At 64.0% G+C, this 17,215-nt stretch carries 10 protein-coding genes; 5 read left to right on the forward strand and 5 right to left on the reverse strand.

Going from position 1 to position 17,215, the window contains the following annotated elements:
• Positions 1-160 precede the first annotated feature (160 nt).
• The 3 genes from K7431_RS24930 to K7431_RS24940 all read left to right on the forward strand — a co-directional run bounded on the left by K7431_RS24930 (position 161) and on the right by K7431_RS24940 (position 4,186).
• Complete coding sequence (locus tag K7431_RS24930; RefSeq protein ID WP_043205588.1) at positions 161-835, forward strand: histidine phosphatase family protein; 675 nt, start codon at positions 161-163, stop codon at positions 833-835.
• Positions 836-1,010: 175 nt separating this feature from the next.
• Positions 1,011-2,666, forward strand: coding sequence for a lipid IV(A) 4-amino-4-deoxy-L-arabinosyltransferase (gene arnT, locus K7431_RS24935; RefSeq protein WP_015884797.1), 1,656 nt, complete (start codon positions 1,011-1,013; stop codon positions 2,664-2,666).
• Entirely contained in the window at positions 2,666-4,186 is a 1,521-nt protein-coding gene (locus K7431_RS24940; RefSeq protein ID WP_015884798.1) for an ArnT family glycosyltransferase, read from the forward strand. Before arnT ends, K7431_RS24940 begins: the two co-directional genes overlap by 1 nt.
• Here the strand turns inward: K7431_RS24940 and K7431_RS24945 are convergent, their stop codons facing one another.
• Both K7431_RS24945 and K7431_RS24950 read right to left on the reverse strand, forming a co-directional pair.
• Complete coding sequence (locus K7431_RS24945) at positions 4,187-5,113, reverse strand: ATP-binding cassette domain-containing protein (RefSeq protein ID WP_015884799.1); 927 nt, start codon at positions 5,111-5,113, stop codon at positions 4,187-4,189.
• Positions 5,114-5,325: 212 nt separating this feature from the next.
• Positions 5,326-11,547, reverse strand: coding sequence for a non-ribosomal peptide synthetase (locus K7431_RS24950; protein WP_043205591.1), 6,222 nt, complete (start codon positions 11,545-11,547; stop codon positions 5,326-5,328).
• A 489-nt stretch (positions 11,548-12,036) separates the two neighbouring features.
• Here K7431_RS24950 and K7431_RS24955 point away from each other — a divergent pair, with 489 nt between their 5' ends.
• Entirely contained in the window at positions 12,037-12,831 is a 795-nt protein-coding gene (locus tag K7431_RS24955) for a helix-turn-helix transcriptional regulator (RefSeq protein ID WP_015884801.1), read from the forward strand.
• Positions 12,831-14,285 (forward strand): AdeC/AdeK/OprM family multidrug efflux complex outer membrane factor, encoded by a 1,455-nt coding sequence (gene adeC / locus K7431_RS24960; protein ID WP_043206294.1) that lies wholly within the window; start codon positions 12,831-12,833, stop codon positions 14,283-14,285. The genes K7431_RS24955 and adeC overlap by 1 nt, the downstream gene beginning before the upstream one ends.
• Positions 14,286-14,438: 153 nt before the next feature.
• Here adeC and K7431_RS24965 read toward each other — a convergent pair whose 3' ends face one another.
• From K7431_RS24965 to K7431_RS24975, 3 genes are all read right to left on the reverse strand, one after another.
• Positions 14,439-15,371: a pyridoxamine 5'-phosphate oxidase family protein gene (locus tag K7431_RS24965; RefSeq protein ID WP_015884803.1), complete on the reverse strand. Its 933-nt coding sequence runs from the start codon at positions 15,369-15,371 to the stop codon at positions 14,439-14,441.
• Positions 15,372-15,658: 287 nt separating this feature from the next.
• On the reverse strand, positions 15,659-16,450 hold the full coding sequence (locus tag K7431_RS24970; RefSeq protein ID WP_015884804.1) for an ABC transporter permease: 792 nt from the start codon (positions 16,448-16,450) through the stop codon (positions 15,659-15,661).
• Positions 16,447-17,124 carry an ABC transporter ATP-binding protein gene (locus K7431_RS24975; RefSeq protein ID WP_015884805.1) on the reverse strand — a complete coding sequence of 226 codons (678 nt, stop codon included), beginning with the start codon at positions 17,122-17,124 and terminating at the stop codon, positions 16,447-16,449. Before K7431_RS24975 ends, K7431_RS24970 begins: the two co-directional genes overlap by 4 nt.
• Positions 17,125-17,215 lie beyond the last annotated feature (91 nt).

The following is a 17,215-nucleotide window of genomic DNA, read 5'->3' on the forward strand; positions in this document are numbered from 1 at the left end:
CATCGGTGATTCGTCGGCAACTTGTTAGTTGCCCTGCCTGACAACTTTTAACCGCAACATGTTCAGCGAAAAGACAGCCACCCTGTGACAGCCTCCTGCGTCACTGAGGCATTCGCCCACACGTTGCGCCTAACTAATTACAACGCTGCCAACAGTGCCCATGGTGAATGAAGTGGTTGACCTTACCCTGACCAAACCACGCTCGCGGCGAGCCTTTTTCAAGCGCTTGCAACCGCTGTGGCTGGGGCTTTTCGTGGTCGGCCTGCTGCTCGCCGGCAGCCTGTTCTGGCACGCCTCGCCACGCGACCTGGGCGTCGGCAACCGCCTGTTGAACTCCCATGTGCTGCCCCTTTGGCGTGATGGCGACCTGATCGTGCTGGTGCGTCACGAAGAACGCTGCGACCGCTCCACCAACCCCTGCCTGGGGCCTGTCGAAGGCCTGACGATCAGTGGCAGCCAGCACGCGGAAAACCTGGGAAAAGCCTTTAAAACGTTGGGCATGGAAGGCAGTGACGTGCTTGCCAGCCCGACCATCCGAACCGCGCAGACCTTGCGCTTCATGTTCGGCAAAAACGAGTTGACCTCCGGCCAGCAAGCCGTCTGCGGCGCGGCCATGGGCGAAGAACTGCTCAGCCACAAAACCCCGGGACGCAACCTGGTCTTCGTCACCCACAGCGGCTGCATTGCCGACTTCGAAAGCACGCTGGGTTTCCCCCACGCCACATTCCCCCAGTACGGCAGCGCCCTGTTCGTGCAGGTATTGCCCAACGGCAAGTTCAAGGCATTGGGTATCGTCAATAACCCGGATTGGCCCGCCGCGCTGAAACAACTTTAATAACTCCCCCCTCCTGCCTGTTCAGCAAAAAGACAGCCCGGTTCTGGCATGTTTAGTTGCGCCTTTTAATTAAGGACCTCATGAATATTTTGTGTAATTCAGTGAACGTCGTGACTGTCTCCGCTACTTCATTACTTCAAACATCCATCACTAAACGTCAGGGAGCGACGTTTTCATGACCCGATTAAAACCGCTGCCGATATTGTTGCTGGCCTTTGTCGCGTTTTACCTATTGCCGCTGGGCCTGCACGGTTTGTGGATCCCCGACGAGACCCGCTACGCCCAGATCAGCCAGGAAATGCTCCTGAGCGGCAATTGGGTCACGCCACATTTCATGGGTATCCGCTACTTCGAAAAGCCCGCCGGCGGCTACTGGTTGATCGCCCTCGGCCAGGCCGTGTTTGGCCAGAACCTGTTCGGTGTGCGCATCGCCTCGGCCTTGACCACCGGCTTAAGCGTGCTGCTGGCCTACCTGATCGCCCGTCGCCTGTGGAATGACCCACGCAAAAGCTTCGCCTGCGCCCTGCTCTACCTGAGCTTCGGCCTGGTGGCCGGGCAAGCGGGTTATTCCAACCTCGATCCGCAATTCACCCTGTGGGTCAACCTGAGCCTGGTGGCCCTGTGGTTTGCCCTCGACAGCACCACACTGCGGCACCGTCTAGGGGCGTGGGCCGTGGTGGGCCTGGCCTGCGCCCTGGGTTTCCTGACCAAAGGCTTCCTGGCCTGGGTGCTGCCGGTGCTGATTGCCGTGCCCTACATGCTCTGGCAACGGCGCCTGGGAGAATTGCTGCGCTACGGCCCGCTGGCAATCGCAGTCGCCGCCGTGGTCTGCCTGCCGTGGGCGCTGGCGATCCATCATCAGGAACCTGACTTCTGGCGCTTCTTTTTCTGGAATGAACACATTCGCCGCTTCAGCGCCGACAACGCGCAACACGTGCGGCCGTGGTGGTTCTTCCTACCGATCATCGCGGTGTCTTGCCTGCCCTGGGCCGGGCTGTTGCCCGCCACCCTGCGCGCCACCTGGCAGCACAAACGCCAGCCGGCAATCACCTTCCTGGCCCTGTGGCTGCTGCTGCCGCTGGTTTTTTTCAGCCTGAGCAACGGCAAGCTGCCGACCTACATCATGCCGTGCCTGCTGCCCCTGGCGTTGTTGATGGGGCATACCCTGGTCGACCTGATCAGCACCGGCCGTGCCCGCACCCTCTGCCTCAACGGCCTGCTCAACTTCGTGATCGGCATGGTCGCCATGGTCGGCCTGATCTACCTGCAGATCGCCCGGCCGCTGTACAGCAACAGCCACGCCGAAATGTTCAGCCTGTCGCTGGCATTTATCGTGCTGTTGGCATGGATCCTCACTAACCTGCTGCAAGCGTTCCGCCCGTTGACGCTATGGGCCACGCCGACGCTGGGCATCGGCCTGCTGGTGATCCTGTTGCCGGCGAGCATGCCGGCGTGGATCGCCGACAACGAAATGCCCGACCAGTTTGTGCTCGAGCACCTGGAAGAGTTGCAACAAACCCAGGCACTGCTGAGCAACGAACTGGAGAGTGCCAGCGCCCTGGCCTGGCGCCTGCAACGCCCGGCTGTGGCGCTGTATGACACCGAGGGCGAGTTGCGCTACGGCTTGCAGTACGCGGGTTCGGTGCAGCGCAAAGTCGCACTGGAACAGGTGCAGACGTGGCTCAAGGACGCGCGCCAGCGCGGCTCGGTGGGCGTGCTGATGCGGGTCAGAAGCACCAGCGAGATGCGTGAGGCGGGGCAACTGCCGCCGGGGGGCAAACGCTACTACAAGGGCGCCCTCGAACTGATCATCTACCCGAAATCGCCCTGATGGCGGCCTTCTGGAAAACCGAACGCGGCGCCCTGGTGGTATTGCTGGGTGTCACGGCCGTGCTGCTGCTCGCCGGCCTCGGCGCACGCGACCTGTGGGGCCCCGAAACCCGCTGGGCCAACATTGCCTTGCAGATGCTGCAAAGCGGCGACTACTTCGACCCGTATCTCAAAGGCGTGCCCTATTACGACAAGCCCCTGCCTTCCTACTGGCTGATCACCGCGACCGCCCACGCGATGGGCGGCCTCGGCCCGTGGTCGTTACGTTTGCCGTCCGTGATCGGCGCCTGGCTGAGCGTGTGGCTGATCTACCTGATCGGCGAACAACTGTTGCGCAAGGGCACCGGGCTGATTGCCGGCTGGATGCTCGCCACTACCTTCTACTTTCTGTTCTGGGCGCGCGTCGCCACGGCGGACGTGCTCACGGTATGCGGCGTACTGGCGGCCGTGTGGTGGTATTGGCGCGGGCCGCAGGACACACGGCTTGGGCGCTACACCGTGTTCTTTCTGTTGTTGGCGGTGACCTCCCTGTTCAAGGGCTTGATCGGCTTTGTGCTACCCGGCCTGGTACTGCTGCCGCACCTGCTCAGTGAGCATCGCTACAAACGCCATCTCAACCTGCGCCTGCCACTCGCCCTGCTGATGGCGGGCGCGGTGTATGCCGTGCCGTTCATGCTGTCCCATGTCTACGGCGCACCCAGCTACGGCGAAAGTGGCTTGGCGCTGGTGTTCCGCGAAAACGTGGTGCGCTTTTTCGACCCGTTCGACCACATGGGCCCGATCCACACGTACCTGATCTACCTGCCCGCCTACACCCTGCCATGGGTGCCGTGCTGGCTGCTTGGCCTGTGGCTGGCGTTGCGGCATTGGCGCCAGACCCCGCCCAACGTACGTTGGCTGGTGTGGGGCCTGGGGTTGCTGTTCGTGTTCTTCACCGCAAGTGGGAGCCGACGCAGTTACTACGTGCTGCCGTTGGTGCCGTTCGCGCAGTTGCTGGGGGCCTGGTGGGTGAGTGAACGGCTGGCGAAAAACCCGGCGAGTTGGCCGCGCTGGCAGAAAGGTTTCGCAAGCGCCGCCGTGCTGATGCTACTGGTGCTCGGGGTGCTGTATCCCTGGACCAACGGCAATGGCGGCGTGACGCGTTTCGCCGAGGACGTGGAAACCCAGGCGACCCAAACAGCACCGTGGAACCAATGGCAGATGGTGCTGGTGGAAGTCGACAACAAACTGCCTCTGTACCTGCAAAACCACGGCAAACCCTTCTACTACGTAGCCGAAACCCAGGACTTCCCGCGCCAGGGCGACAGCGCCGCGTTCATGGCCTGGCTGGCCAACACCAGCGGCCAGGATTTCGACCCGCAACACACAATTATCGTTGCGCAATTCTCCAAGGACGACCCAACGCCACTGGCCTACCTGGGTGCGGATCATCACGTGATTACCACCCAGCCGGACAACGGCGAGCGGTGGTTTGCGAAGCGCGAGGGAGGCAGCGTGGCGTTTATCCCATCGCCGCGCTGATCAGGTCTTGCGAGCCTTGCCGGGGTCCACGGTGCCGATAGGCCCCAGGCTACCCCGCAACTCGGCCACGTGCTCCTGTACCGCCCGCCCCTCCGCCCGGTTGCGGATAAACCCGGCGCGGGTAAACCGCTCCAGAAACGGCACCGGCAAGGCCTTGTCAGGGGGCACCACAGGATGCTCGGCCACCTCCCCGAACAGGGTGTACGCCGCGCTCGGCAAGTGCCGGGTATTGAGGTCGCCGGTCAGGCGTCCGGCTTGCAACACGAGCGCGCGGTTGGTGACGCGTTGCAGATCGGACAAGCGCTGGGAGATGTAGAGGATGGCCACACCGCGTGCGCGCTGGCTGTCGATCAGGCCGAGCAGGCGTTCGGCGTCGGTTTCCGACAAGGCCGCCGTCGGTTCGTCGAGGATCAGCAGTTTGGGTTGCTGGGCAAAGGCACGCGCCAGTACCAGCAGTTGACGGTCCGCCTGGCCGAGGCGTTCGACCGGGTGTTGCAGCGGCAGGTCCAGGCCCAGCCCGGCGGCGATGGCTTCGGCACGTTGCAGGAGGCTTTTGCGGTTGAGCAGAAAATCCGCGTCGGGCTGCCCCAGCTCATCGAGCAACAGGTTCTCGGCCACGCTCAGGCCGGGGGCGATGGCATCGTCGGGCCGTTGATGCACGGCGACGATGCCGAGCCGGCGTGCCGACAACGGCGAGGTAAAGCGTTGGCGCTGGCCCTCGACCCACAGTTCGCCGCTATCCGGCGCCAGGCTGCCGCTGAGGACCTTGACCAAGGTCGATTTGCCCGCTCCCGTGGCACCGAGCAAGGCCACACCCTCACCCGGGTAAATATCCAGGGTGACTTGATCCAGCGCCTGCTGGGCACCATACGTCTTGCACAGGCCAACCAGACGGATCAAAGGCTCGGGGGCAACGGGGTTGCTCATGGCTAATCTCTAAGGCGCAACGATGACTCATTACAACGCCAGACAGCGCTGATTTATTCCGAACAACAATGAGTTAGGTCCCGAATTAAAGGCATTACCTCATGAACAATCCAATAGCTGAATCGCATAGCCGAAAACATTCGAGTTATAAGGCCTTTGCCCGCAGTGTGTTGAATGCTTTCAGCCAGCGCCTTCAGGGCCCGCACGCCACTTCAGATCCTGCGACGGCGATTGAGTTGAGGAATGGCGGTTTGCGGGATCTCCACACGCTTTACCTGCGTCAAGGTACACGCCGCCAGTTGCGCCAACGTCGGCTGGCTGAACACGCTCCGCGCATCCACCTCCAACCCGGCCTTGCGCATTCGCGCCACCAGGTTCACCGCCAGCAACGAATGCCCGCCCAGTTCAAAGAAATGGTCATGCCGCCCTACCCGCTCCAGCTTCAAGACCTCCGCCCAGATCCCGGCCATCACGGTTTCCACTTCCCCGATCGGTGCGGCATACGCTCGGCTCACCACCGCCTCCAACCCCGGCGCCGGCAATGCCTTGCGGTCGAGTTTGCCCGCAGGGTTGAGGGGCATTTCATCAAGCCGCACAAACGCCGCCGGCACCATGTACTCCGGCAATTGCTCCAGCACATGAGCGCGCAACGCTTCCAGGCTCGGCGCGTCGGCACGCACGGTGAAATACGCCACCAGCCGCTCTTCCCGAATCAACACCGCCACTTCGCGCAACGCCGGATGCGCCGCCAGCCGTGACTCGATTTCCCCCAGTTCCAGGCGCACGCCGCGCAGTTTGACCTGGAAGTCATTGCGCCCGAGAAACTCAAGATTGCCATCCGGCAGGTAACGCACCAGGTCGCCGGTGCGGTACAGCCGATCCCCTTGCACAAACGGGCTGTCGATAAAGCGCTCGGCGGTCATCTGCTCAAGCCCCAGATAACCACGGGCCACGCCGACGCCACCGATATGCAGCTGCCCGCTGACGCCCATCGGCACCGGCGAATCCTGCGCGTCGAGCACATACAGGCGGGTATTGTTGATCGCCCGGCCGATCGGCAATTGCAGCGCGGGCACCGGTGCGCCCGGTTCCAGCGTCCAGGCGCTGCTGTCGACCGTGGCCTCGGTGGGGCCGTAGACGTTATGCAGGCGCACCTTGGGCAGTCGCGCCTGCACGCCACGGGCCAGGGCTTCGGTGAGCTCGCCGCCGCCACACAATACGTCGGTGAGGCTGGTGCACAGGGCCGATTCTTCCAGTTCAAGGAACTGCTGCAACATCGCCGGCACGAACTTGATCACCGTGATCTGTTGCTCACGAATCACCTGCGCCAGGTAGGCAGGCTCGCGATGCCCATCGGGGCGTGCCAGTACCAGGCGCATGCCATTGGCGAGCGGCCAGAACAGCTCCCACACCGAACCGTCGAAGCTGAACGGCGCCCGTTGCAACAGCGCACCGCCTTCAGCGTTGGGGCACAGTTGCGAGCCCCAGTGCAGCAGGTTGCCGAGGCCGCGATGCTCGATCATCACGCCTTTGGGCGTGCCGGTGGAGCCCGAGGTGTACATGACGTAGGCCAGGTTGGCGACGCTCAAACCCGGCACCAGCGGGTTGCCGATGGGCGCCTGGCGCCAGGCACAGTGGTCGAAGTCGATCACCGGGATCGACACCTCGCCCGGCAAATCGCGCGTCGCGGCGTGTACCAGCAGCGCCACCGGTTGGCTGTCGTGAAGCATGTAGACCAGACGCTCACGCGGGTAGCCGGGGTCCAGCGGCACATAGGCGCCGCCCGCCTTGAGGATGGCCAGCAGGCCCACCACCAGGTCCAGTCCGCGCTCGACGCACAGCGCCACGCGAGAGTCCGGTTGAACGCCACGTTCGCGCAAGTGGAAGGCCAACTGGTTGGCGCGTTCGTTGAGTTCGCGGTAGGTCAGTTGCAACGCGCCGGCCTGCACCGCCACGGCGTGGGGGATCTGCCGCGCATGGGCTTCGAACAGCGCCTGCACGGTGAGGGTGTCGGGGTAGTCGGTGGCCGTCGTGTTGAAGTCCACCAGCAGGGTTTTCAGCTCACTGGCGGGCAGCACCTGCACCTCGCGCAATGGCCTTTGCGGCGTCTGCTCCAACGCGTCCACCAAGTTGACCAGTACGGTTTCGAGGTAATCCAAAAGGCGCCCGGCGCCAACGGTGCGCGGGGCCTTGGCCTTGATTCGGAAGCCGCTGGCGGTATCGTCCACGGTCAGCATCAGCGGGTAGCTGAGGACGTCTTCGCTGCTGAGCAAGGCGATGCCCGGCACCAGGGTCAGGTCACGCTCGGCGTCGGTGTGCCGGTAATTGAGCAGGCTGTTGAACAACGGCGACGCGCTGCTGCAGCGTTGGGCCAGTGCCAGGGAGGCTTGTTCATGGGCGAGCAAGGCGCTGAGCTGGGTGTGGGTGTCCGTGAGGGCATCGGCCACCGTCCGCCCGGCCAGGCGCACCCGCAGCGGCAAGGTGTTGATGAACATGCCCAAGGCGCGGTCGGCGCCCTCACCGGCCTGCAAACGGCCGAGCAGCACGGTGCCGAACACCCCATCATCGCGGCCCGCGACACGGCTGAGCACCTGGGCCCAAGCCAGATGGAACAGGCTGGCGGCGCTCACGCCCAGCCCACGCGCCTGTGCCCGCACGCGCTGATGCAGACGCTCGCCCAGTGCGCGTTCGGCTTCGTCGGTTTGCGCCCGATCCGCCTGGCGCGCCTGTAGACCGAACGCCAGGGTCGGCTCGTCCACATCCCCCAACTGCTCACGGAAAAACGCTTCATGCCCTGCCTGTCGCGCCGGTGAACGGGCTTGCACCACCACATTGCGGTACGGCACCGACGCCGGCAGTTGCGCCTGTTGACCGAGCAAGTGGGCGCGGATTTCCTGCATCAGAAGCGTGGTCGAGGTGGCATCGTTGACCAAGTGATGGAAGCGCAGCCGCGCGACCCAGCGTTGCTGCTGCGGCTCTTCGGCATAGTCCAGGGCCATCAGCGGCGCCTGGCGCAAATCCAGCGGTTCATGCCCCTCGCGCAGCGGTTCGACGCGCAACTGCGCCTGGCGCCAGACCACCTGCATCGGTTGCTCCAGGGCTTCCCACGCCAGGCTGGTGCGCAGGATGTCGTGGCGGTTGATCACCTGTTGCAAAGCTTGGGCAAACGCGTCCAATTGCTCGCGTCGCGCAAAGCTGAACAGCGCCTGCTGCTGGTAGGGGTCGTGCTCATCGGTGAGGTGGTGGTACAGCAACCCTTCCTGCAACGGCGCCAGCGGATAGACCGCCTGCACATTGGCCGCGCCACCGGGGATGCCGGCGACGATCAGCGCCAGGCTGGCCTGATCCGGTTCGGCCAGGTCCGCCTCATCCACCTCGCTGTATTCACTGGCCGCCGCCAATGCCGCCAGGGTCGGCTGGCCGAACAACACCTGCACATCGGCGCGCAGCCCGACCTGGCGCATGCGTTGCACCAATTGCACCGCCAGTAAGGAATGCCCGCCGAGTTCGAAAAAGTGGTCGTGGCGGCCCACCTGATGCACGTGCAACAACTCGGCCCACAGCTGCGCCAAGACGGTTTCCACGCCCGCGTGCGGGGCTTCATACCGGCGTGTGACGAAGGCGTCCTGGCTGGGTGCCGGCAACGCCTTGCGGTCGAGTTTGCCGTTGGCGGTCAGGGGCAACGCGTCCATTGGCTGGTAGGCGGCCGGTAGCATGTAGTCGGGCAGCGACGCTTGCAGGTGGCTGCGTAAGGCCTCGATCGGCACGGCTTCACGCGGCACGAACCAGGCCAGCAATTGCCCCTCGCGCGACTGCACCACGGCCTCTTGGATATGCGGGTGGGCGGCCAGCGCGGATTCGATTTCGCCCAGCTCGACGCGCACGCCACGAATTTTCACCTGGTCGTCATTGCGCCCCAGGTATTCCAGGTTGCCGTCCGGCAGCCAGCGCGCCAGGTCACCGGTGCGGTACATCCGGCCCTGGGTGAAAGGGTCATCCAGAAAGCGTTCGGCGCTGAGATCGGGGCGGTTCAGGTAGCCGCGCGCCACCCCTTTGCCCCCCACGTACAACTCCCCTGCTACGCCGATGGGCACCGGGCGTTGCTGTTCGTCGAGCACGTACGCGGTGGCATTCGCGATCGGCGCGCCGATATGCAGCGGCTTGCCCACGTCCATGCGGCCGGAGGTGGCGACCACCGTGGCTTCGGTGGGGCCGTAGTTGTTGATCACGGCAAAGGACTGCGCCTGGGGGAAAGCGCGCAGACGGTCGCCACCGATCAGCAGGGTGCGCAGCGTTGGGTGTTGCAGGCCCTGGCTGAAGGCGTATTCGGCCACAGGCGTCGGCAGGAAGCACACGTCCAGCGGCTGCGCGCGCCACCAGCTGAGCAGCGCGTCGATGTCTTCGGCGCCGTCATGGGCGGGCGGCAGGTGCAGCGTGGCGCCCACACACAGTGCCGGCCAGACTTCCCAGGCCATCGCATCAAAACCAAACCCGGCGACACTGGCGGTGTGGCTGCCGGCGTGCAGGTCAAAGGCCCGGCAATGCCAGTCCACCAGGTTCGAGACAGTGTGGTGCTCGACCATCACGCCCTTGGGCAAGCCGGTGGAGCCTGAGGTGTAGATCACGTAGGCAAGGTGGGAGGGGCTGACCGCTACGCGGGGGTTGGTGCCCAAGTGAAAGGTCGGGCGGTCCAGTTGGAGCACAGGCACATCCAGCGCAGGCAGACGGTGCAGCAGGTCATGCTGGGTCAGTACCACCACCGGATCGCTGTCTTGCAGCAAGTAGTTCAGGCGTTCGGCCGGATGGGCCGGGTCGACCGGCACGTAGCAGGCGCCGGACTTGAGAATTGCCAGCAACCCCACCAGCGTGTCCAGCCCGCGCCGCGCCAGGATCACCACGCGGTCGTCCGGCTGTACGCCACGCTCCAGCAGTTGATGGGCCAGGGCGTTGGCCTGTTGGTTGAGTTGGGCGTAGCTCAGCTGCCGGCCCTGGTAAACCGCCGCCACCGCGTCCGGCGTGCGCGCGGCCTGGCCTTCGATGCGCGCGTGCAGGGTCTGCGGCTGCGTACCGGGCTGGGCGGTGGCGTTCCACTGGTGCAACCGGGCCTGTTCGGCGGGCGTCACCACCGAGAAATCACTGAGCTTCAACGCAGGGTCTTCCAGCCCTTGCTCCAGCAGCCAGGTAAAGCGTTGCGCCAGGGCGAGCACTTCGTCGTGCTCGAAGTACGCCTCGTTGTACACGCAATGCAGGCACGCGGTGTCCTGGTAGCGGTTGCTGCGCAAGTGGATCGCCAGCGGCAGCGGCTCATGGTGGTTGGAGACTTTGACCGCACGCGCCTCGGTGGTGCCGTAGCGCAGCGCATGGTCGTCCTGCTCGTAAGACACCGACAGGTCGAACAACTGGCCGCGATCGCTGCGGCGCACGCCCAACTCACGGTTCATCTCACTCAGGGGAAAACGCTGGTGGCGGAAATCCTGCTTGAGCTGGTCGCGCACGCCACGCACCACGGCACTGAACGGCAACTGCTCATCGAACTGCAACCGTACTGCGCTGACCTGGGTGAACAGCCCGACGGTCGAACGGAACTGCGCATTGGAACGGTTGAGAATCGGCAGCCCCACCACCCACTCCTGGCGCTGGGCGGTGCGCGTGAAATACACATACATCGCCGCCAGCAGCACATGAAATGCCGACGCCTGGTAACGGTTGGCCACCTGCTCCATGCGGTTGAGCAGGGCCGCCGGAAACGCTTGCACCAGGGTGTTGCTGGACGCCTTGGCGGCGTGCCGCGGGGTCAGCAGCGGTTCCGGCAGCACTGGGTACTTGGCCAGCCAATAGACGCGGTCGCGGGCATAGCGGGCCGAGGCACGGTAGCGCTCGTCCGCGTCGATAAAGTCGATATAGGACGGCGCCAGCGGCTCCGGCTGTTGGCCTTGCGCCAGGGCGGTGTACAGCCGCGCGAGGGATTGCAGCATTTGGCCGAAGCCCCAGCCGTCGAGAATCAGATGGTGGGCCTGGGTGCCGAGGCGGTAGTGATCGGCATCCAGCTTGACCAGCAAGAAGCGGAACAGTGGCGCGCCCTGCAGCGCGTACGGCAAGGCCATTTGCGCCTGCATCAGGGCGTGGCAGGCGGCGTGCGGGTCGGGGGCTGCACTCACGTCGTGCAGCGCCAGGTCCACGGCCACCGTGGCGGCGAAGGTCTGCCGAGGCAGGCCGTTGGCGTCGCTGTGCAATTGCGTGCGCAACGCATCGTGCTTGGCCACCAGCCGCTCGATGGCACGCTGCATCAGGTTCGGGTCGACGGCGCCGGCAAAGTCCACATAGCCGCCGATGTTGTACAGCGGTGAGTCACCTGCACGCAGTTGGTCGAGCCAGATGTCCTGTTGGGCGGCGGTAAGGGGGAAGCTGGCCGGCAGGCGGGAGGAATGCTTCATAAGATCCTTCTCATGGGGGTCAGGCACTGGCCGCGCAGGGAGGCCCATTACGACGAATGGGCCGGATTGGAGCATGGGGCCCCGGGGCTGTCTGTCACCCTAAACCCGGACATCCAAACGCACGGAACGGGCTTGGCTGAGGGTTCATTGCTGAAACGATTAAAGAGATGTAGGAGATTGGCTATATCTGGCCGATGTCAGGTTGGGGGGAGGTTTTTTAAAAATAATTATTTTCAATATTTATCAAACAGTTAAATAAATCTAAAGGCATCTCCTGATTTTTCGTGGCCGGAATCATCGCTCAGAAACGTCGAATTAATGACGTTGTTTTTATGGCACGTTGTGTCCCTCGTTTCCGCTACATACGTAGGACGAATCCCCTGGCTAAATACAATTTCGAATACCGACTCTGGTGGGTGAGCAACGGATCGCCCCCGCAGAGGCTCAGAGAATCTGTTGACGGTTTTCGACATCAAGGATGAGATGGCTATGAGTTTGATCAGCACTACCGCCAACACGCAAAGCCCGAATTTTTATGCAGAAATGGGCGAACTGATTGCCAACAGCGGTCACCCGGACTTCGCCGCGCACATGCTGCACCTGGTGGACAAATGGGTACCGATCCACCTGGTGGATCTCAGCGAATGGACCCTCGACGAGCTGCGCGACCGCGTGCTCGATATCAAGCTGCTGGGCAGCGCCGGCCAGAAGCAGGACCTGCCACCGCCCCTGGCCCTGAACTCCATGGACGATCACCCGCTGCTGCGGGAAATGCTCGGCATGCACGACCCGCTGCTGATCCAACTGAAGGCCAAGGCCAAGAGTGCATACCCTCGCGGCACCTCGCACCAGTGCAACCTGGTGTCGCGCCAGGGCAACCGGCGCTGTGTGATTTCGTTCTACCGGCCGCCAAACCACCGCGGGTTTTCCCTGCCCGAGCTGTCGTTTCTCAAATGCCTGTCGGACACCCTGCTGCCGCTGATGGAGTGCCACGCCCAAAGCCTGCGCCAGGCACCGCACCCCGAGACCGAAGCGGCCCATACCCTGCTGGAGCAATCCCAATTGCAGCGTGAGTTCTACAAGCGCCTGTCCCTGGGCGACATCACCCTGTCGGCACGCGAGCAAGAGGTGTGCCTCGGCCTGCTGACCGGCGGTACCGTGCCGCAGATGGCGGAAAAACTCAGTGTGAAGAACAGCTCCATCGAAACCTACCTCAAGCGCGCCGCCGCCAAGCTGGGCGTGAGTGGCCGGCATGGCCTGGCCAAATGGATGGTGGGGGCCTGATGCGCACATTGAGTACTTTGGCGATGGCATCGATGCTCAGCGGTTGCTCGCTGATCCCGGACTACCAGCGACCGCAAGCGCCGGTGCCTGTGCAGTATCCGCAGCAGGGTGTGTATGCACAGGCGCAGGCCGGCAGCGCTGACTGGCAACAGCTGTTCCACGACCCGGCGCTGCAGCAGCTGATTCGCGATGCCTTGGTCAACAACCGCGACCTGCGGGTGGCGGCGCTGAACGTCGAGGCGTTCCAGGCGCAGTACCGTATCCAGCGTGCGGATCTTTTCCCCGCCGTGTCCGCCACCGGGGCCGGCCAGCGTCGGCGTTTGCCCGGCGATGTGAATGGCACGGGCAAGCCGGCCATCACCTCCAGCTACTCCGCGACCCTGGGTATCAGTGCCTACGAACTGGATTTTTTTGGCCGCGTGCGCAGCCTCAGCGAACAGGCCATGCTCACCTACCTGGGCACCGAGGAGGCCCGACGCAGCGCGCAACTGAGCCTGGTGGCGAACGTCGCGAATGCCTACCTGACCTGGCGAGCCGACCAGGAATTGCTGGCCCTCGCCCAGCAAACCCTGGTGGCCAACGACCACAGCCTGCGCCTCACCAGCCGCAGTAAAACCGCGGGCAAAGCCTCGGCTCTGGACGTGGTCCAAGCCCGTACCAGCGTCGAAAGCACCCGCGCCAGCGTGGCCCGCTACGAGCGCCAAGTGGCCCAGGACCTCAACAACCTGGCCCTGCTGGTGGGCGGCCCGGTGGACGAACAACTGCCCGCGCGACCACTCGCGGCTGACTGGGTGGCGCGCGTACCGGCGGGCCTGCCCTCCGACCTGCTGCAACGCCGCCCGGATATCCTCCAGGCCGAATACCAACTGCGCGCCGCCAACGCCAATATCGGCGCCGCACGCGCGGCGTTTTTCCCTTCGGTGAGCCTCACCGCGAATGCCGGCAGCGCCAGCACCGAACTGTCGGGACTGTTCAAGGGAGGCTCGGGCAGCTGGACGTTCCAACCGCAGATCAACCTGCCGATCTTCAATGCCGGCAGCCTGCGCGCAAGCCTCGACTATGCCAAGTTGCAAAAAGACATCAGCGTGGCGCAATACGAAAAATCCATCCAGACCGCTTTCCAGGAAGTCGCCGACGGCCTGGCGGCGCGGCAGACCTTTATCGACCAGTTGGACGCGCAGCGGGATTTCGTCGCGGCCAACCAGCAGTATTACAAACTGGCCGAACACCGCTACCGCAGCGGCGTCGACAGCAACCTCACCTTCCTGGATGCGCAACGTGCGTTGTTCAGCTCGCAGCAGGCATTGATCGTGGACCGCCTGGCGCAGTTGGTGGCGGAGGTGAATTTGTATACGGCGCTGGGGGGCGCGTGGGGGGATGGCATGCCTGCGCCCATGGCGAGCACGCGGGGTGACGAAGCCGCCCCAATCGGACCACTGCGGCGTATCAGGTGAATGTACAGGGGGGGGGTTGGGGCTGCTGCGCAGCCCAGCGCGGGGCAAGCCCGCTCACTACAATATAGGCCATCATTTGTGACAGGGAGGTGGTGATGCGCCAGATATCAGTGACTGCTTTCACATTTACCGCCTCCTACGGTCCGAGCCAGGCTACCACTGCCCCATCGCCAGACTGAACGGCGAAAACTCCGCGAACTGCCACCGCAACGCCAGCGCCGCCGGGCGCCGCACCACGTGTTCCACGCTCACCGTCCACAAGCGCTGGGCGCCGGCGAACAGGGCCACTTGCGGGCCGTCCAGGATCAGCGCGGTGCGCCCGGCCACGTGCAGCACGTCCCCCGATTCAAAATCGATGAACAGCAACCCCGCCACCGGGTTCACCTGCAGGTTGCCCAGGGTGTTGAAGAACAGGTTGCCGGCGAAGTCGGGAATGGTCAGCAGGTTGCCTTCAACCCGCACAAAACCCGTGTTGCCACCCCGATGAGAAACGTCCACCGAGCGCTGGCCGTCGACCTCGACGTAGCTGGCGACGAAGAAGGTGTCGGCGTTGCGGATTGTCGTTTGAGCGGCGTCGTCCAGGCTGTCGGCACGCTCGACGAGCGTGCCGGGTTTGCGGGCGACGGCGTCGACGGGCCGTAGCTGGATGTACTTGGGGCAGTTGCCGAAGCTCTGCACCACATCAATCGAAAAGCCCTCGTGATCGAGCGCGCCGATCCGTCCGTTCATGCGGTTGCGGCGGCGAGTGTTGAGGTCGATGCCCAGCAGGCCGACGGATGCGCCGTCTTGCAGTGCGCTGCGAGCTGGGTCACCGGCCGACGGCAGACTGTCGATCTGCAAGGTCTGTGGGTCCGGCGAGTGGGCAAAGCCTGGGGCGCCTTCAATCATGGTCGCCCAGGGAATGCCGCGTTCATCCACCACGCCCAACATCAGGTACGGCAACAAGGGGTAAAAATCCCGATGCTGCCCAGGCAGGTGATCGCGAATCACTTTGGGCCCGACCACGGCCATGCGGTCGGCCACGCCAACAGTCTCTTGCAGGTGACGCTCACCGGCATGCCAGGGCGTTTGTTCGATCGGGTTCATGGCGAGTACCTCATGTGGGATAGACCGATGTTGCGCCCTGCCAGCCGTGGCGGCAGTTCGTAGCCTAGCAAAACACGACGTAACTGCCAGATACGCTAGCTTCCTGTGGCGAGCGAGCTTGCTCGCGCTGGGCGGCGAAGCCGCCCCCAAAACCTGCCAACGCGAATTGTCTGAAAAAACGCGGAGACCTGATTGGGGCTGCTACGCAGCCCAGCGGGAGCAAGCTCCCTCGCCACAACAAGCGCCCTGACCGCACAATGGCCACCCTGGGGGAGCTGTGGTGCGCTTCAGCGCTCCTCAAGCCTGTCCCGCAAGAATCGATGGCTGCTGGAAAACAGTCGCCGGTAGGTGAGCAACACCGCACCCACTGTGCCCAGCGCCGATGAGGCGGCGATCAGAAACATGATCACGATCTGATACCGCACCGCATCCACCGGGCTCTCCCCGGCCAGCACTTGCCCGGTCATCATGCCTGGCAGGCTGACGATGCCCACCACGGTCATCTGGTTCAGCGTCGGAATCATCCCCGCGCGCACCGCCTGGCGGATGGCTTCCTGCGCCGCTTCCCAACGTGAGCCGCCGAGGGCCAGGATCATCTCGATGGTGTTGCGCCCCGAGGTCAGCTCCTGGGTCATGCGTTCGATGCCCAGGGAGACGCCGGTCAGCGTGTTGCCAAGGATCATGCCGAGGATAGGGATCGCGTATTGCGGCTCGTACCACGGGTGGATACGGATCACCGCAAACAACCCCACAGCGGTGACCAGCCACGAACTGCCCCATACCGACAGCACGCTGTCGGCGCGCTGCCCCCGGTAAGTGCGCCGCCCACGGCCTGCAGCCGAGAGGCCGGCGATCAGGGTCATCGCACACATCAACGGCAGCACCACGTACCAGTAGGCGAACTCGAACACCCAGCCCAGCAGATAACCGATGGCCAACAGTTGCACCACGGTGCGCACCGCCGCCCACAGCAACTGGCGGCCCAGACCCAGGCGTAGCAGCAGCGAGAGTGCGCCGTTGATGAGGATCAGCGACGCGGCGATGCCCATGTCCAGCGCGGTAAGGTTCTGATAATTCACGCCTGGGTCGCTCCGCTCAATACACCCGCATCCATTTGCCAGTGGATGTCGCTCATGCGCCGGGCCTGGTCCAGGTCGTGAGAGACCCAGATACAGGCACGGGATCGATCAGCGGCAAACCAGGCATCGATCAGCGCTTCCACCTCGCGGGATGAGGTGGGGTCGAGGGCGGCGGTGGGTTCGTCCAGCAACAGCACTTCGGGGTTGAGTTGCAGGGTGCGGATCAACGACACCACCTGGGACTCGCCGCCCGACAGGTCGGCGGCGCGCTTGGCCAAAAAATCCGGCGCCTTGCCGGCATGCCCGAGCAGTGTGGTGACGGCCGCCAGATCGAAGCGGCGCGTGCGCAAGGTCTTAAGGCTGAAGGGAAAGCACAGGTTGTCTTGCACCGAGCCCTCGAGCAGCGCCGGGCGTTGGGACAGGTAGCTGATATGGCTGCGGTAGTGGGGAATCTGCGCGTTGCCGATCGGCTGGTTGTTCCACAGGATCTGCCCGGACGTGGGCGCATCCAACAGCGCCAGCGCGCGCAGGAACACACTTTTGCCGGAGCCGGACGCACCCGTGATCGACACGCGGTCGCCAGCGTGCAGGGTGAAATCGGTGGGCTGGAGCAACGGCACCTGGCGGCGCTCGTCCAGGCGCGTGAGGGCGCGGGTTTCGATCAGTGCGCTCATGGACGCGGGTTCCTGTTAAATCCTGTTGGGCGTAATGGTGAGGCAGGCGCACGAAGTTTTCATGAAAAAATTCAAACTATCGCACCCCACG

Origin of the sequence: Pseudomonas fluorescens group sp., from assembly GCF_020093335.1 — a bacterium.
In the GTDB taxonomy this organism is placed as follows: domain Bacteria; phylum Pseudomonadota; class Gammaproteobacteria; order Pseudomonadales; family Pseudomonadaceae; genus Aquipseudomonas; species Aquipseudomonas petroselini.